The following is a 16511-nucleotide window of genomic DNA, read 5'->3' as shown; positions in this document are numbered from 1 at the left end:
CGCTTCTTACGGACCGTTCTGTCCATATTGCGTTAATACTTGTCCTGCAACTGCCGGATTTATCTTTTCACCTGAGCCTCTGCCCATAAATTTTGCTCCGTAATATCGAACCAGCTCTACCGTACGAATCCATTCCACAGGCTCTACCACACCCGAGCTCATTGTTCCCTGCAAATCCGTCTGATCCAGAAACTGATTCAGCAAAGGCACTTTCACTATTTTATTCAGCTCTGTCGTCACCTTACGGCTGATCAGGCTGTTCTCATATGTCATCTGTCCCTGCATACCGGCAGGCATGCCACTCTCGACATGGGACAGCTTCTGAGCGGGCAAATCGCCTCCTCCACCGCCACCAGGCACCTGCACACTTACCTGATTATTGGCAGCCCACCCAAACAAAACACCCAGCATGGCATCATCCTTCAAGCGCCAATAAAGCGAATCTCGTTGTCCTTGGGTGAATGCGCCTGTACGCGGTTCCTTGAAGCTGTTATCCCAGCTATAAGCGGCTCGTTCCGAAGCCGTAGAAGCGACCTGCGCCAAGATGGATTTTTGATATATGTACAGGCAAAAAAATAACATCACAAAAATGACCAGCAACAGTATGGGAAAGACGAGGGAAGCTTCCAATGAGAAGCTCCCTTCCTCTTTGTGTGCCAATTTGCGCAGCATTATGAATCCATGAAGTCGTTACTCTTTTTATCCGCTTTTTTCAACAGACCTTCTACAATCTTCTTGATCTGATCCTTGAAAATAATCGCCACCGCAATCAGAATCGCGATAATCAAAATCATTTCCAACGTACCCAAACCGTCCTCATCCTTGTACAATTTACGAATACTGCCTGTTACTAATGTCATCATCGTTGTATTCCTCCTACATATTCATCATCATTAAAGCGGGAGCACCCACAAGCACAATAACCGTTAGCAAAATCAGCGCCATCGGAAATACCAGCTTAGATGAAGCCTGCTCTCCTCTTGTGCGGCTAATTGAAGTCCGCTTGCTCCATAATGTCTGGGACAACTCACGTAAAGCCATCACAAAATCGCTTCCGCCGCGTCTCATATTCAGCAACACCGTTGTCGTAAACACCGTCATTTCCTGAATGCCGCAGCGCTTGCTCAAATGCTCAAATGCCTGTTGAAAGGAATAGCCACTTTCCCATTCCCCCACCGTCTGACGCAGCTCCCGATACAACGGATGTACCGTATCCGCCCCTTTGCGCTCCACGCAATGAAGCAATGCCCGCTGTACCGTCTCGCCTGCACCGACCAAAAGCATGATTTTACTCAGCAATTCAGGTAACTCCATTAAAATTTGCTGATCCCGCTTCTGTACCTTCCCGTGCAAATCCTTGACCAACGCGATGGGCACCAGAATACCCAGCCCCAATCCGAGCACTAGCCCGGTCGTATCCCCGCCCATCATGAGCGATATTAAAGCTCCACCAGCCGCCATCATGTATCCGTAACCCACCATTTCGGCCAGAAAAAGCATCGTTTTTTCCCCACTGTTGCGCATACCGTACAGCTTTTGTACCGAGCGCTGTAGCTTGAACATCAGCAAAGGCAGTCTTTGGGCGGCACGTGAAGCATGGATCATGTGTACGAAAGGAACCGAGAGCCTTTGCAGCCGCAGTCCTTCCAGTTTCATATGACGAAAGCACGCATACTTAGCACCATATATCCGGTTCAGCACCACCCAACCTCCCACTTGCAGAACCAGCATGACCAGACAAACCAACATCACCACGCCTATCTCTCCTTACACCTCAATTTTCATAATGTGGTTAATCCATACGAGGCATCCACCAAGCACCAATAGGCAAAAGGTAGACAAAATCATACCTGTCCCGCTGTATAACGGCATCATGTAATCTCCCGCAGTCATGGTCATAAACAGTACAAACAAAAAAGGCGCCGCAAACATAACTCTCGATTCAAAACGTTTCTGCGCGATCATCACACCGATCTCTTGCTGAATTTCCAGCTTCTCCCCTATAACACTTGAAGCCCGTCGTACGACCTCCACCAGATCACCCCCGGTTCGTTTGCAAGCTGCAAACACGTCCGCAAAATTCGTAATATCCTCCATCTGCGCCCGATGAGCAAAATCCTGCAGAGCTGTCTCCACGGGTTGTCCAATTTCCAGATAGGCTGTAATAATGTTAAATTCAAAAATCAGATCATGATCTCCATCCGGGCTAAGCAGCCTCAAATCCTCCACCGCCTCACGAAAGCCGTTCTCCACCGACCTTCCCGCGGAAAGGGAAGACGAGAGCGAATATAAAGCCTGCTTGAATTGAATGCTTAGCGCCGACCTGCGCCGTTGCAGCAAAAACTGCCGAAAATAACGAGGCGTCACCAAAGCCCCAGCAGCGCACAGCAACGACAATATCCATTGATGATAAAAAAGATAGCCGATCATCGCGAATAGCACGCCACTAAAGAGGATACACAGGCTTTTTTGCACAGGTGACAGTGTATATACCGTGTAGTCTGGCAGGGAAGTAGCCTGACGGGATACTTGCTCCGGCTTCACAGCCGCTTTTCCTGGCTTCATACCGACGCTTCCCCCCTGCTCCAGCTTTCCGGCTTCATCCCGGCCATTTGCAGCTTCAGCGTATGTTGCAGACCTTCACCGCAACGCTCCAGCACTCCGACGATGCGTCCTTTACTTTCACCCCGCTCCTGAAAACGATAGAGCGGATTGAGCACCACTTCACCATTTTCAAAGCCAGTTACCTCGCTAATTTCCAGCACCCGTCTGGATTTGTCACGCAATCGTGACAGATGCACGAATATATCAATGGCCGAGCTGATCTGTTGCCGCACCACATCAAGCGGAAGATCAGCCCCTCCCAGTACCATCGTTTCCAATCTGCTGACCATATCACGGATATTATTCGCGTGCCCCGTCGATAACGACCCATCATGTCCTGTATTCATTGCTTGCAGCATATCCAAAGCCTCACTCCCCCTGACCTCACCCACCACAATGCGATTGGGCCGCATACGCAGGGAGGAACGAATCAGATCACGAATCGTGATTTCGCCCTTACCCTCGGTGTTGGCATTCCGTGTTTCCATGGAAACCAGATTAGGGACGGTTACAATTTGCAGCTCTGCGGAATCTTCAATCGTAATAATCCGTTCCGACGGCGGGATAAACTGGGATAGTGCATTCAGAAAGGTGGTTTTACCAGAACCCGTACCCCCACTTATAAAAATGTTGTACTTGCTGCGTACCAAGTCCTTGAGCATATGGGCGGCTTCTGCATCCAGTGCCCCCATTCGTATCAAATCATCCATCGTCATCGGACGCTCGGGAAACTTCCGAATCGTCATCGTCGGCCCCTTGAGAGCGACTGGCGGTAGCACAATATTTACACGTGACCCGTCCTTCAACCTGGCGTCGACAATCGGTGAAGACTCATTCACAATCCGGTTCACCCCAGCTACAATCGTCTGGATCAAATCCTCCAGTCGCTCACGGGATTCAAATTGATCGGGTGCCTGGATCACCTCGCCCGCCCGCTCCACAAAAATTTCGCGGTGACTGTTAATCATAATTTCCGTAACCGTGGGGTCATCAATCAATGGCTGGAGCACATCCAGCCCACGGAAGGAATTAAAAACTTTGCGGACCAGCGCATGCTTTTCTCTGGAGGTCAAACCTGCCAGCTCTGTGTCATGCAAAATTCGATTTTCAATATGCCGCACTAACTCTGCATCCCCTACTGAGGATGTGACGTCCAGACCTCCACGAATATCCGCTCGTAGTGCACGAAACCGTTCTTCATTCATGTTCATCGGCCCCCTTTAAGCCCAAGCGGCGGGCGGCTGTGTTACAGTCTCCACATTCAGCAGTTCGCGGCACAGCTGGCGAATTTCCCGCTGATAAATCGGCGAACTAAGCAGCAGCTCACGATGCTGCATCTGCTTCCATGAAGGAATGTAAGGCAACGCCCCGCTCAGCTCCATAAAATCCCGAGGTAACGAGTTGGTCATAGTTCCCATATAACGGTTTACCACAAAGCGGGTTTTGGTCAGCATGGCTTCAAATCCTTCCGGCTGTGTGGCTTCCAGAACATCCAGCCATAGCCCGCATTTGTGCATGCTCATTAAGTCGTCTGCCAGCAGCCAAATCAGCCTATGACTGGCTTTAAGCACAGCTTGAGCCCGATCACTATTTTCAGACTCGCCATCTACGATTATGACATCATACTGTCCACTTTCGGCAATCGTCCGAATCAGCTCTACCGCTTCATCACAGGTCATGTCTATCAGTTCCTTGCGGTTATCGACAGGTTGAAAGGTGTCGGCCTGAATTTCAGAACGGCGCACACAATACGAAGCGACAGATAAGGGATTTCCGTCATGTCTCATCGCCTTGAGATCATAAAGCAGTCTGGACAGCCCCTCTCCTTCTGCTCCACTAGAACTGCCGGAACCCGTGAACAACGAACTTGAATCCACCGTTTCCAAATTCAAATAAAAAACCGAATACCCCTCATTTCCCAGCTGCTTGGATATATTGAGCGCGGCCGTTGTCTTGCCCAGTCCACCGGAGGCTGCAACCATGCCAATAATCATTCCGCCTTCCCGGCTGTTTACGATCTGCCGCCCACTTGTCCGCTGTCTCGCCGTTTCCAAAATAAAGCCCACCAGTTCAGACAAGGGCTGATATTTTAATAAAGGTTGTCCGTATTCGCTCACCTGTTCTCCCTCATGTAGCACCAGACAAGGAATATCAGAAGCCTCCCGATCTGTCCACAGACTCAAAAAAGCGGCTTCACCCACTACAACATCCGACTTTTTCATTCCAGCGGTTTCCATCATGTATTGGCGAAATGCCTCCGGCTGCGAAAATGCCGTTACCCTCAGCCTCCTGGCGTACTCGCTTCCATGTACATAATTCAGCAGTGGCTCAATATAATCCCGGCTTTCTACAGCCAGCACTACTTTTACCGGAATCATGACGCTCATCCCCTCCCCAAAACAACAACGCAAAAAAGCACCGTTCACCCATCCGTAAGTACACGAAGTACATACGGTTGGTGAACGGTGCTTCCGTCACGTCCAATCTATTTACTGGTAGAATAGCACAGCGCCTATTTTAGAGCAAGCATTTTTTATGCTAGAATTTCTTCACAACCCTTATGTAGTAAAAGGCGGGCATTCAAGCCCGCCTCCATTGCCTTAATCTTAGTAGAATTTGTGATGACATGGACGATGACAGTGATGGTGACGATGATGACGATGTTTCCGGTGGTGATGGTGATGTTCTTTCAGAAAACCACATTCTTCATGAATGAAATGACGACGTTTAACTTTAGGTACAAATTTAATTGTAAACACCGTTGTTTTGATAATCTTCTTAAAGAAACGTTTTTTGGGCTTAGGAAAATGACAATGACGCGGATGATGTTTAAACATATTCAAATTCGCCTCCAATTCTTTGAGATAGAATATACTATGAAAGCACTGAACAACCGGAAACCAGCATTTGACTATTTATAAAAGGATTGGGCGATTCAATCCCCCTCCTCCAGCTTGATGTCCGGGTCATAGTCCGCCACGATCAGAACGTCCATATGACGCGCTTGACGAAGAATTTGCGGAACGACCGCATCCTTTCCCCAACGGCTGCTTCTGGAAGACTGCCCCACAATTAACTGCGTACCCGTATACCCTTCCACCGGAGTAATTAATATGTCAGCAATCTCTCTCCGACTGGAAACAAGCCGGATTTCGAAGGTTCCTCCCAGACGGTGGGTTAGCATTTTCAACTGTTCCACCCGGGAATTTAGCTTCTCCGGAATGCTTATACCGACATGAACATAGGTCACGATCCACACCGCCTTCAGACGAAAAGCAATACGAAAGCCGCGTCGAATCAGTCTTTCAGCATTATTACTGAGCGTAACCCCTACGAAGATTACTTCCTCTCTACGCCACGGCCCTCTAAGCGATTCGTGCCGATCCCAGGATTCCAGCCGTTCGTCTACATCATCTGCCAATTCCCGCAAAGCAAGCTCCCGCAGGGCAATCAGATTACCTAATTTAAAAAAATGGCTAAGCGCCTGCTCCACTTTGGTAGGATCGTATATTTTGCCATCACGCATACGCTGCTGCAACGATTTGGGAGCCACATCAATGAGCTGTACCTCATCGGCCAGCCGCATCATACGGTCGGGAACGGTCTCTCTCACCCGAATGCCGGTAATCTGCTCGACCGCATCATTCAGGCTTTCCAGGTGCTGTACATTCATTGTAGAAATGACAGAAATTCCTTGATCCAAAATCGTCAATACATCCTCATAGCGTTTGGATCTCGAACTGCCGGGAACATTGGTATGTGCCAGCTCATCAATAAGGACCACCTCGGGATTACGCTTGAGAATCGCTTCCGTGTCCATTTCCTCCAAATATACGCCATGACGCTCGATAATCTGGCGGGAAACGGTATCCAGCGAGCCTACTTGTGCCAGCGTTTCCGCCCTTCCATGCGTTTCCAGCAGTCCGATAACTACATCAATCCCACTTGTCAGCAGATCATTTCCCTCTCTGAGCATCGTGTACGTCTTGCCGACACCGGGAGCGGCACCAATATATACCTTGAGCTTGCCACGCCGGATTTTGGCAGCCTCAGCCTGCGCTTCCTCGTCGCTCAGACGATGGTATGGATCATTGTCTTCTTCCTGCCTCATCGTCGGCAAAATACGTTCACCCTCCTGCTCGGCGCGGTCAGCAATAAGCAGCAGGTCCATATTTTTCATCCGCTTAAAAATCCCGTTTACCAGCGAACCTCTAACCAGCTCCTGCCACCGGGTCTGCCGGGAATGTCCCATAACGATCCGGGTAACATTACGCGCCACCGCATAATGGATAAGCTGCCGAGGCAATCTTCTGCGGGAAATGAGCGGGATTTCTTCAAATTCCGATCCTACCTTGTCAACCAGCTGCACAATTGAGCGCTTGAAGGCCGCCGATTCCTTGGACAGCTTGCGCTTCGGATCGACAAAGGAGGCCACCAGCATATCTCCGCCCAGCCGCTTGGCCACCTGCTCCCCCCTGCGTACATAAATGGACCCGTTCCAGTGATACTGGACAGGCACCAAAATACGCTCTGCGGCTCCTGACGCCCCGTGCAAACCCAATTCCTCCCGATGCCGCTCCAGCGAATCGTTTACATCCTCCGCTACCAATCGCAGAGCCAGCTCACGCAGCTTACCCAGATTCCCCCGATGAAACATCTCAGGATTGGGCGTATGCATGTACCCTTTCGCCAGCCGTTCCAAAATCGTTTCGGGTGTGACATCAATCAAACGAATTTCATCCGCCAGTTCCAGTGTGTCGATAGGAACCGTATATTCTGCCTCTATCCCTGTTAGCTGATAAACCCATTCCGTAATCCCTTCCAGTTCATAGACATTGACCGTCGTAATGACGCTAATCCCCAGCTCCAGCAGATATTGAATATCCTCCAGCCGGGTTGGAAATGGGGCGCCTTCCCGGTTGCGATGTGCCAAATGGTCCACCAGCACCACCTCGGGATTGCGTTCCTCCAGTGCTTTCAGATTCAAATCCTTCTGCTCTGCCCCATCCTGAACCCAATGGATACTGGGCACCCGCTCCAGTGTGCCCACCTGCTCCACCGTCTCGCGCCGCTGCATAGTCGATACTGCACAAATTACAACGTCGATACCTTCATGCTGAAGCGATTGTCCTTCCTGAAGCATATGATACGTTTTGCCTGACCCACTAACCGCTCCAATGTATATTTTGAGTCTGCCCCGATGCAATTTGTTAATGGAATCCAATATTTCCTCTGGCGATTTACGTTTAAAGCTCTCCATCTTTGTACCTCCCTGCAACGTGACAGATCGTTCCGTCCGTTCTCGTATCGCTGTAATGAATGTACTCCCGTGTCCCCAACAATTCAAGACGATCCGCTCCAGCTTGCGCAAAATAAGTCACACAGGGCAGCATACGCGCAAAAAAACGCGCACTCAGGCATTTTCTACCTGTCTGCACGCTATTTTAGGCACTCATAGATGATCGCTTTCTGTGAATTACTTGCTGTCTTCACGAACCAGTCCTCGTTGCTGGAACAACTTTTGCCACACCACCCCATGGAACGGGGAAAAGAGAAAGGCCAACAGCAACAGCAAACCTGATACACACAGCATACATGCGGCAATAGAGGCATCCAGTACACTTGCTATGTAAAAGCCTGCTACCGAACTGATCGCCCCCAACCCGACGCTGTACACAATCATACGGGATAACTTCTCCGTCAGCAGATAAGCCGTAAGAGGCGGTACCACGAGCATTCCTACCACCAGAATCGCACCCACGCTCTCAAACGATGCCACTGTCGTAAGCGAGACGAGACTCATCAGCAGATAGTGAAAAAAAACAACCGGAATACCTAGCGAAGCCGCCAGTGCGGGATCAAAGGAAGTGATTTTAAATTGCTTGAAAAACACTCCTACCACGAGCAAATTAATCAAGAACATCGCACCCGTAATCCAAAGCGCTCTCGGACCGACATCTACGCCGGCTATCTCCAGCGTATTCCATGGCACATATGCAATCTCACCATATAGCACGTGATCCATATCCAGATGGACATTGGAAGCAAACACACTAACCAGCAGAACACCTATGGCAAACAGTGTCGTAAACACCACACCAATGGCGGCGTCACTTTGCAGACCACTTTGTTGGAACAGCTGAATCAGATACACCGTCAGGAGTCCCAATACCGCTGCACCAAACATCATCCACACCGAATCCCTGGACCCGCTGATCAAAAAGGCAATGACAATCCCCGGCAACACGGCATGGCTGATGGCATCACCAATCATGGCCATTTTTCGTAGCACGAGAAAACAGCCGACAATGCTGCATCCCCCTGCCACTAACATTCCAGTCAAGATCACATAAAATGTACTCACAGGGCACGCTCCATTCCTGGCTGTGTTGCAGCTGCCAGCTCCAGATTCTTTTTGGCGTTCAACCGAACGATAGCCTTGGAAATCAATCCACGCTGTGGTGCAAAAACCAGACTCACCCCGAACACGACAGTCGCACACAGCACACACAACGGCCCTGTGGGCAGATTTTGTCCCAGAGAACTAATGACCGTTCCACCGAAGCCCGCTATAGCCCCAAACAAGCCCGACAGACACACCATGATCCCCAGCTTCTCCGTCCAGTATCTTGCAGACACTGCGGGTGTAATCAACAAGGCCGCCATCATGATGACACCCACCGCCTGAATACCGGCAACCACCGCAATAACAATCAGCAGCATCAACAGCTTATCCAGCAAACCTGCGGGAAAACCAAGTCCACGGGCAAAGCCGGGATCAAAGCTAAGCAGCTTAAATTCCTTGAAGAACAGTATACAGACCCCGATCAGCACCACCGAAATAGTCGCCATCGTGTAGACATCAGATAATACCATCGCCGCTGCCTGACCAAACAGGAACTTATCCAATCCGCTCTGATTCCCCGCCCCACTGTGCTGGATTTCCGTCAAGAGCATAATGCCAAAGCCGAAAAATACAGACAGCACGGCTGCAATTGCCGAATCGTTTTTGATTCGTGAGTACCGCGTCAGCGCACTGATGGCAAAGGTCGCAACAATGCCTGCAATGGCGGCCCCGATCATAAATCCAAACACGGATTTTGTGCCCGTTATCATAAACGCTACACATACCCCCGGCAAAGCCGCATGTGCCAAAGCATCCCCCATAAGCGACTGCTTGCGCAAATACATAAAGCTGCCAATCACGCCGCTGCTTAAACCGAGCAAGATGCAGCCCAGCAAAATCCACTGCATATTCGGATCGGTCAAAAGCGTAGCCAAGCTTGTCATACCGCTCACCTCACTCCGAGTATCGTGCCGGAATCCGGGCCTGTTTTGAGTATACTCAGACGTCCGCCATATGTACGTTGCAGATTTTCCTCGGTGAAAATATCTGCCGTCTCTCCGAACGCCATCAGATGCCCGTTCAGCAGCATGACCTGATCAAAATAATCTGTGACCGTAGACAAATCATGATGAACGACAAGTACGGTTTTTCCTTGCCGCTTCAGGTCTGTGAGCAATGAAATAATAGCTTTTTCTGTTGCAGCGTCTACACCTACAAACGGTTCATCCATAAAATAAAGCTGAGCGTCCTGCGCAAGTGCTCTGGCCAAAAAAACACGTTGCTGCTGCCCACCAGATAACTGACTGATCTGCCTGTCCGCATAGTCGCTCATTCCCACCTTGTCCAGACTCTCCAGCGCTGCCTGACGATCAGCGGCTCCCGGCCGCTTGAACCAGCCAAGTCTGCCGTATCGTCCCATCATGACCACATCCAGCGCATTCGTCGGAAAGTCCCAATCTACCGACTCACGTTGCGGCACATAACCAACCTTGAGTAGCTGCTGTTTATAAGGCTTGCCGTAAACCAGCACCTCGCCCCTGAGCTTCGGTATTAGTCCCAGCGCAGCCTTGATCAGCGTGGACTTTCCGGCCCCGTTTGGACCGATAATACCAATCAGCTTGCCCTCCGGCACCTCGAAGGAAACGTCAAGCAGAACGGGCTTTTTTTGATAAGCTACAGATAAATCATGAACCACAAGCGGTGAATGCCTCATATGTTTCCTCCTCCTTTAATTAAGAGCTTTAACAATCGTATTGACGTTATGCTTGACCATTCCAATATACGTACCGTCTTCCGTGCCTTCTTCACCCATCGCATCCGAATACAGCTCCCCGCCAATCTTGATCGTATGCCCCTGTTGAGCCGCTCCCTGAATGACCGCATCTATGGCCTTTCTCGGAACGCTGGATTCTACGAATATGGCCTTGATTTTATGTTCAACCAAATAATCACGCAGCTTGGTCACATCCTGAGAGCCCGCTTCTGATTCTGTACTCATTCCTTGAAGCCCTTTCACTTGAATGCCGTAGGCATCTCCGAAATAGCCAAAAGCATCATGGGCCGTGACGAGCACGCGCTGGGCTTCCGGTATGCTGGCAATCTGCTCCCTCGTGTAATCATCCAGCTTCCGCAGTTCAGCGAGATAAGCTTCTGCATTCGCCTTATAATCCTCCGCATGAGCAGCATCCAGCGTCGACAATTCATCTCTGACGGTTGCTACCGCAGACATCCAGTTTTGTACGTTAAACCAGATATGCGGATCATGGTCCGACCCCATTTCCGGGCTACCTGAGCGCAACTGATCCTGAGCTATATTTTTGGACACAGGTACGACAGGCTTTTGCTTACCGATCTTCTCCAAAATGTCCTGCATTTTCCCTTCCAGATGCAACCCGTTATAAAAAATAATATCTGCCTGATCCAGTTTGCGCATATCTCCCTGAGAAGCCTTGTACAAATGCGGGTCAACGCCTGATCTCATAATGCCTGTGATCTCCACATGATTACCGCCTACCCTGCCGACGATATCAGAAATCATGCCAATAGTAGCTGTGGCCTTTATTTTTTGCCCCGCCTCCCCGGCAGCTCCCTGCTCCGCCCTCTTACCATCAGTGCATGCACTTGCTGCAACTAAAACCAGGAACAATGTTCCTGCGATCAAAGCCCGACGCGGTACAGCCGCCTTAAACCGTTTATTCATGTTTCAACATCCTCCTCTATTTATATGTATTTGGGACAAACTATTTCATGATGTCAATTATTTTTTCCTAATACTATATTTTAGAGTATACACTAAAATGTTTCCCCAAGGAAACATTTTAAATATAAAAATCTATTTATCCTGTCAGTTCGTTCGATTTTAGCTCTCCGAATGTGTAATATATAGAAGATATCCAATCGTTAAATGAAAGAACATATATAAAGAAGGTGAAGATCATAGAGCAAACAGGATACGACCCTTACCGGGACAAGCATCAACAACATCGAACACGGAAAATGCTGCTCATTTTTGTGCTGCTGTGCTGTCTGATCCCTCTCACTTCCTGTGCACGGGGGGACGTCCATGTAGATGTTCATTTGGACCAAAGTGTGGATATGGATGCTTCGTTCAGTGTAAACAATCAGACGCTGGTGATGCTGGATAATCCAGGACTGCTGGACCGCTTGGCCAAGCGGATTCAAAACAACAATCTAAATGTTCAGCCACTATCTGAGCAGGGAAGAAAGGGTTATCAAATCAAGGGGCACTATCAAGGAGATTGGAGTGCAAGCGGAAAAAATCCCAATCAGGGTCTAAATCTACCTGAAGGATTAGAATTTAAACGCGCTGTGACCCCACATTTTTTCACAACTAACTATGATCTTACGATGAAGCTCGATCTGCCACGAATGCTTCCTGAAGAAGCTCGGGGACTGAGTGACAAATTGGAGCAAATGAATGTGTTCGCACGCAAAATACTGGAGCGGCAACTTGATCTTAATTTTAGCCTTTCCTTACCGATCCAGCCCGCTGCGAGCAATGCCGACAGTGTATCGGCAGACGGGAAGACACTACATTGGGACATTGCCCCATTAGAGCCTAATGAGCTAAAGCTATCCGTCAACGTACCCAATGTGCGTCATATCATATATGTAGCCGTTGCGGGCCTGATCCTGATTACGGCAATTGTGATATGGCTGATCCGTCGTCATCGCTCCAAAAAGGGCGCTAATAAGGAAGCTGCTCCTCCGAAACCTGAATCCTGAACAGTTAAAAAAATCGTTGCCTCATTTCTGGTGGGGGGATCTGACATTGATCCTCCTCATCCTTGCCAAACCAGCGGTATCGGTTACGTGCCACCCAGCTATAGACTGCATTGCGTATAAAGCGGGGGACGAGGATGAAGACATAGGCCAGCGGATATGGAAAACGAAGACGTCTGGCAATCCGCAGAGCTGCGGTTGACCTCGTATAATACATACCGCCTTCAATGAGTACGAACGTATCCAGCTTATCCGTTGACAATCCTCCTGCACGCAATAGCTTTTGTCCCTGCTCGGATTGCAAGGAACCAAAATGAAACGTCCCCTTCGGGTCACGCTTAATAATGAAGCGGGCCGCCCCCTGACAAAAATGGCATACACCATCCACCAACACAATTAAATAATCTTGCTGAGAAGGATTTTGATAAGCATCGTCAGATTGCTTCATAAATGCATTTCACCTCCAGGAAATAAACAAAAAAACGCCGAAATCATCCGACGCTTGTTTAACAATGTATAGGCTTTTACCTGTTTTGAGAACTAGCTCAATGCTTTCTCAAACAGCTGTTTTGATTTAATTTGCTCTAAAAACTCATCATGGAACTTATCCATACACTTACAGATAAAATCCTTATGACATACCGGGCAAGGCGTCGTTAGCAATCGACTGATATTCGTCAAGATCCACTCCGGATTACGTTGAGAAAAAACGCGGCACTCCGTTCCATCGGCCAAACTCATTTTAAACTCATAAAGCCCTTCTTTTTCGTTGCTGCCAGCCAGCGTGAAATTAACAATATTCGGTCTGTAAGACATCATATCACCCGTATTTTTCAAATTTGTTTCGTACCTGATGACCAGAATCACCTAAGCCATCTTAATGAATTTTGGCGATGATGTCAAATGGGAGCGGATCTCGGCGAATCAAGGTCTATATGCAAAAGCCGCCGATGAATCGGCGGCTGGAGCGTAGAGATAATGTGCTTCCCGCTCAAAGGACATTCAGCTCAACATCAATATTGCCGCGAGTCGCTTTGGAATACGGACAAAAATCATGCGCTTGACGCGCCAAATCTTCTGCCTGTGAACGTTCAATCCCCGGTATTTTCACGTCCAGACGCACCGCCAATTGGAAGCCGCCGTCGCTCGGGTCTTTACCGATGGACACATGGCTGGTTACCTCAACGTTGTCCACTTTTACCTTGGCTTTGCGAGCAACATTGGCCAGTGCGCTCTCATAACAGGCGCCATAGCCTGCCGCAAACAATTGCTCCGGATTCGTAGCCTCTCCACCTGCGCCACCCAGTTCCTTCGGCGTACTGAGTTTATGCTTTAAAACTCCGTCCGATGAAGCGACATAACCGTCTCTTCCACCATGTACCGTTGCTGATGCTGTGTATAATGCTTCCATGATTTCCCCTCTCCTTCTTATATGATTCACATTCTGCCAGGATCATCGTCATGTTAATGATGATTTCCTTCTTGTATGTATTTTAAACGAACCACTCAAAATGAATCATAAAACAGGATTTTTTGCTTGGCCACATAAAAGTTGTACTAGACAAAAACTATTGTGGGTGTACAATATGGATAAGGCAATCATTATGACACTAATAATATATTTCAACATGATAAAGAAGGTGAAGCGTATGGAAAATACAAAAGGTAACTTGGCGGAAATCGCTTCACTAGCGGAAGTGAATCGTTCCTTGAACGTCCCGAAGGACGGCACGTGGTTTCGGAAATTCCTCGCCTTTGCCGGACCCGGCTATATGGTCGCTGTCGGCTATATGGACCCCGGCAACTGGGCCACAGACATTGCGGGCGGATCGCAATTTGGCTATACACTGCTCAGTGTCATTCTGATCTCTAATCTAATGGCCATCTTGCTGCAGGCCTTATCCGGCAAGCTAGGCATTGCTACAGGTAAAGATTTGGCTCAAATGTGCCGTGAAGCCTACAGTCGCCCGGTTGCGATCGGCTTATGGCTTCTATGCGAAATCGCTATTGCAGCCATGGATTTGGCCGAGGTCATCGGTTCAGCCATTGCACTAAAGCTGCTGTTCGGCATACCGCTATTGTATGGTGTCCTGATTACTGCCTTCGATGTCATGCTCATTTTATTACTGCAAAACAAAGGTTTTCGTGCTTTGGAAACGCTGGTCATTGTACTAATGGCCACGATTGCCGGCTGCTTTGGCATCAATCTCATTCTAGCCCAGCCGGAATGGAGCGGCGTGTTAGGTGGCTTTGTGCCAGACTCGCAAATTTTGACCAATCCAAGCATGTTGTATATCGCCATCGGTATCATGGGCGCTACCGTAATGCCCCATAACCTGTACCTGCATTCATCCATCGTACAAACTCGTAAATTCGAGCAGACGTCAGCAGGCAAACGGGAGGCTATCAAATTCGCCACATGGGATTCGAGTATAGCGCTCATGTTCGCCCTGTTTATCAATGCCGCCATTCTGATCGTGGCCGCAGCCGTGTTCCATACCGCTGGAAAAACCGATGTGGCGGAAATCAGTGATGCTTACTATCTGCTGTCGCCATTGCTCGGAACCACACTCGCGAGTATCCTATTCGGGGTGGCGCTGCTCGCTTCCGGTCAGAATTCAACCGTAACCGGTACCTTAGCGGGGCAAATCGTCATGGAGGGCTTTCTCAGCCTTCGTCTCGCGCCTTGGCTGCGCCGTCTCGTAACCCGACTCATTGCTATCATTCCAGCGGTAATCGTTACAGCTATCGCGGGTGAAAAAGGGGCCGAAGAGCTGCTGGTACTAAGTCAGGTTATTCTGTCCATCCAGCTTCCCTTTGCCATCATCCCGTTGCTGATTTTCACTAGTGACAAAAAGCGCATGGGTGAGTTTGCGAACAAAACATGGCAAAAAGTATTAACCTGGATCGTGACGGCAGTCATTATTATCTTGAATGTGGTGCTCATCGTTCAAACCATTTCAGGTCATTAAGAGATAAGCAACACTTTAAAATCAAGAAAAAGGTATCTCACTAGCCCAAATGGCTGCGGGATACCTTTTTTGATCACTCTATTCCAACCTCTAGACTTACCGCTTGGCAGGCTGGGCCTGCGTTTGGGCTTCAAGTGCGAGGTTCAGCTTGAGCACGTTCACACGTGGCTCACCGAACACTCCGGCACTACGGCTTTCGGTCTGCTCCAGCACCAGTGCCTTCAGCTTATCCTGCGCAATACCCGTCAAGCCGCTAATGCGCGGGATCTGAACCTGTGCCGCCTGCGGCGAGATATGCGGGTCCAGACCGGAGCCGGAGTTCGTAATCAGGTCCACCGGAACCTGACTGATCGGTACATCCGGATTATTTTTCTGCCAATCCGCTATCGAATCCTTGACCCGCTGTATTAAGGCCGGATTGGACGGTGCGTAGTTACTGGAGCCTGAACCAGCTCCATTATAATCAATGCTCGATACCCGCCCCTGAAAAAACGCCGGATTCGCAAAAGACTGCCCGATCAGCTCGGAGCCGACTACCTGACCCTCCGCATTACGAAGCATACTGCCGTTCGCCTGCTGCGGAAACAATACCTGTGCCACGCCCGTGCTAACCAGCGGATAAGCGAGGCCGCACAGGAGGATCATCAACACCGAGGTACGCAAGGCCACGCCAACAATGGCGCCTCCCCGCATCTCTTCGCTCTCCGGCTGTCCATTCGGCACAGCATCCGCCTCTGGACGCTTGTTATTCTCGTGCCCTGCAGACCCGACTTTTTCGTGCGCAGCAAATCTGCGTCCAGACATCATCCGATAAAAGCCACTCATGTTGCTCACCCTTTCCGCTT

17 protein-coding genes are annotated in these 16511 nt (G+C 49.4%); 2 read left to right on the top strand and 15 right to left on the bottom strand.

Going from position 1 to position 16511, the window contains the following annotated elements; translation table 11 throughout:
- Positions 1-6: 6 nt before the first annotated feature.
- The 11 genes from NST83_RS06585 to NST83_RS06535 all read right to left on the bottom strand — a co-directional run bounded on the left by NST83_RS06585 (position 7) and on the right by NST83_RS06535 (position 11651).
- Positions 7-672, bottom strand: coding sequence for a TadE family protein (locus NST83_RS06585; RefSeq protein ID WP_342417031.1), 666 nt, complete (start codon positions 670-672; stop codon positions 7-9).
- The gene (locus NST83_RS06580; RefSeq protein ID WP_013309278.1) at positions 672-863 is read right to left on the bottom strand and encodes a Flp1 family type IVb pilin; all 192 of its coding nucleotides are present in this window, start codon (positions 861-863) and stop codon (positions 672-674) included. Before NST83_RS06580 ends, NST83_RS06585 begins: the two co-directional genes overlap by 1 nt.
- A 13-nt stretch (positions 864-876) precedes the next feature.
- Positions 877-1749, bottom strand: a complete 873-nt coding sequence (locus NST83_RS06575) for a type II secretion system F family protein (protein ID WP_342417894.1) — start codon at positions 1747-1749, stop codon at positions 877-879.
- Between the two features lie 18 nt (positions 1750-1767).
- Positions 1768-2565 carry a type II secretion system F family protein gene (locus NST83_RS06570; RefSeq protein ID WP_342417030.1) on the bottom strand — a complete coding sequence of 266 codons (798 nt, stop codon included), beginning with the start codon at positions 2563-2565 and terminating at the stop codon, positions 1768-1770.
- Positions 2562-3809: a CpaF family protein gene (locus NST83_RS06565; protein WP_342417029.1), complete on the bottom strand. Its 1248-nt coding sequence runs from the start codon at positions 3807-3809 to the stop codon at positions 2562-2564. Before NST83_RS06565 ends, NST83_RS06570 begins: the two co-directional genes overlap by 4 nt.
- Positions 3810-3824: 15 nt before the next feature.
- Positions 3825-4982, bottom strand: a complete 1158-nt coding sequence (locus tag NST83_RS06560) for a ParA family protein (protein ID WP_342417028.1) — start codon at positions 4980-4982, stop codon at positions 3825-3827.
- 557 nt (positions 4983-5539) lie between these two features.
- A complete protein-coding gene (locus NST83_RS06555) occupies positions 5540-7864 on the bottom strand; it encodes a histidine kinase (RefSeq protein ID WP_342417027.1) in 2325 nt (774 codons plus the stop codon).
- 216 nt (positions 7865-8080) lie between these two features.
- Positions 8081-8968: a metal ABC transporter permease gene (locus tag NST83_RS06550; protein ID WP_342417026.1), complete on the bottom strand. Its 888-nt coding sequence runs from the start codon at positions 8966-8968 to the stop codon at positions 8081-8083.
- Positions 8965-9894, bottom strand: a complete 930-nt coding sequence (locus tag NST83_RS06545; RefSeq protein ID WP_342417025.1) for an iron chelate uptake ABC transporter family permease subunit — start codon at positions 9892-9894, stop codon at positions 8965-8967. The genes NST83_RS06550 and NST83_RS06545 overlap by 4 nt, the downstream gene beginning before the upstream one ends.
- Positions 9895-9899: 5 nt before the next feature.
- Positions 9900-10664, bottom strand: a complete 765-nt coding sequence (locus NST83_RS06540) for a metal ABC transporter ATP-binding protein (RefSeq protein WP_342417024.1) — start codon at positions 10662-10664, stop codon at positions 9900-9902.
- Between the two features lie 15 nt (positions 10665-10679).
- Positions 10680-11651, bottom strand: a complete 972-nt coding sequence (locus NST83_RS06535) for a zinc ABC transporter substrate-binding protein (protein ID WP_342417023.1) — start codon at positions 11649-11651, stop codon at positions 10680-10682.
- Positions 11652-11887: 236 nt separating this feature from the next.
- On the opposite strand from NST83_RS06535, the gene NST83_RS06530 reads away from it, so the two are divergent.
- Complete coding sequence (locus tag NST83_RS06530) at positions 11888-12697, top strand: DUF3153 domain-containing protein (protein ID WP_342417893.1); 810 nt, start codon at positions 11888-11890, stop codon at positions 12695-12697.
- A 4-nt stretch (positions 12698-12701) separates the two neighbouring features.
- Here NST83_RS06530 and NST83_RS06525 read toward each other — a convergent pair whose 3' ends face one another.
- The 3 genes from NST83_RS06525 to NST83_RS06515 all read right to left on the bottom strand — a co-directional run bounded on the left by NST83_RS06525 (position 12702) and on the right by NST83_RS06515 (position 14105).
- Positions 12702-13142: a thiol-disulfide oxidoreductase DCC family protein gene (locus tag NST83_RS06525; protein ID WP_137062017.1), complete on the bottom strand. Its 441-nt coding sequence runs from the start codon at positions 13140-13142 to the stop codon at positions 12702-12704.
- A 92-nt stretch (positions 13143-13234) separates the two neighbouring features.
- Positions 13235-13561: a hypothetical protein gene (locus tag NST83_RS06520; RefSeq protein ID WP_137062016.1), complete on the bottom strand. Its 327-nt coding sequence runs from the start codon at positions 13559-13561 to the stop codon at positions 13235-13237.
- Positions 13562-13685: 124 nt separating this feature from the next.
- On the bottom strand, positions 13686-14105 hold the full coding sequence (locus NST83_RS06515) for an organic hydroperoxide resistance protein (RefSeq protein WP_137062015.1): 420 nt from the start codon (positions 14103-14105) through the stop codon (positions 13686-13688).
- A gap of 238 nt (positions 14106-14343) precedes the next feature.
- Here NST83_RS06515 and NST83_RS06510 point away from each other — a divergent pair, with 238 nt between their 5' ends.
- Positions 14344-15666, top strand: a complete 1323-nt coding sequence (locus NST83_RS06510) for an Nramp family divalent metal transporter (protein ID WP_342417022.1) — start codon at positions 14344-14346, stop codon at positions 15664-15666.
- Between the two features lie 96 nt (positions 15667-15762).
- Here the strand turns inward: NST83_RS06510 and kdpC are convergent, their stop codons facing one another.
- Positions 15763-16491, bottom strand: coding sequence for a potassium-transporting ATPase subunit KdpC (gene kdpC / locus NST83_RS06505; protein WP_342417892.1), 729 nt, complete (start codon positions 16489-16491; stop codon positions 15763-15765).
- Between the last annotated feature and the right edge of the window lie 20 nt (positions 16492-16511).

This window comes from Paenibacillus sp. FSL R10-2782 (assembly GCF_038592985.1).
GTDB classification, from domain to species: Bacteria; Bacillota; Bacilli; order Paenibacillales; family Paenibacillaceae; genus Paenibacillus; species Paenibacillus terrae_C.
Note: the sequence above shows the minus strand (reverse complement) of the source record. Positions and strands in the feature narration are given on the sequence as shown.